This window comes from Paracraurococcus lichenis, assembly GCF_030657435.1.
GTDB lineage: Bacteria > Pseudomonadota > Alphaproteobacteria > Acetobacterales > Acetobacteraceae > Paracraurococcus > Paracraurococcus lichenis.
On sequence record NZ_JAUTWS010000439.1, the window covers coordinates 1 to 569 of the forward strand.

The 569-nt window shown below is 66.3% G+C and carries 1 pseudogene; it reads left to right on the top strand.

The features are described 5' to 3' along the window. Positions 1-304 precede the first annotated feature (304 nt). Positions 305-569 (top strand): annotated as a pseudogene (locus Q7A36_RS40695) (transposase); the annotation flags it as partial.

A 569-nucleotide genomic window follows, 5' to 3' on the forward strand; every position in this document is an offset into this window, starting at 1 on the left:
AACCATCTGCGCGACAACAAGCTCTCCAACGTCGTCTGGGACGACGAGGCGGCTATCAACGCCGCCTGCAAGCAAGCCTGGGACTTCCTGACCGACACTCCAGACGTCATCCGTTCCCTTGGCACCAGAAAGTGGGCATGTGTCAGCCGCTAAGCGGGCTGGTATAAGTGGCCTGCCGGAGCGACCATCAAGGGTTGAGCGCAGGCAGGCCACTTATCCACAACGCCCCCCCCGGAGGGGTGGCCATCGTCGATCTCCGGCCAAGGTTCTGGTTGCGAATTGGAACCCCAAGCACGGAAACGACACCGGCACCGGGCACGGGGAGCGTGATCCCGCCCGACTGGTGCAGCGCAACGGCTATCGTGCCCGGGCCTGGGACACCCGGGTTGGGCGGATCGAACTGGAGAGGTCCCGTCTGCGCCGGGGCTCCTACCTGCCGAGCTTTCTCGAGCCCAGGCGCACCGCGGAGAAGGCGCTGACGGCGGTGATCCAGGAGGCCTATGTGCACGACGTGTCGACCCGCGCCGTCGATGACCTGGTCAGGGCGCTGGGCGGCTCGGGCGTGTCCA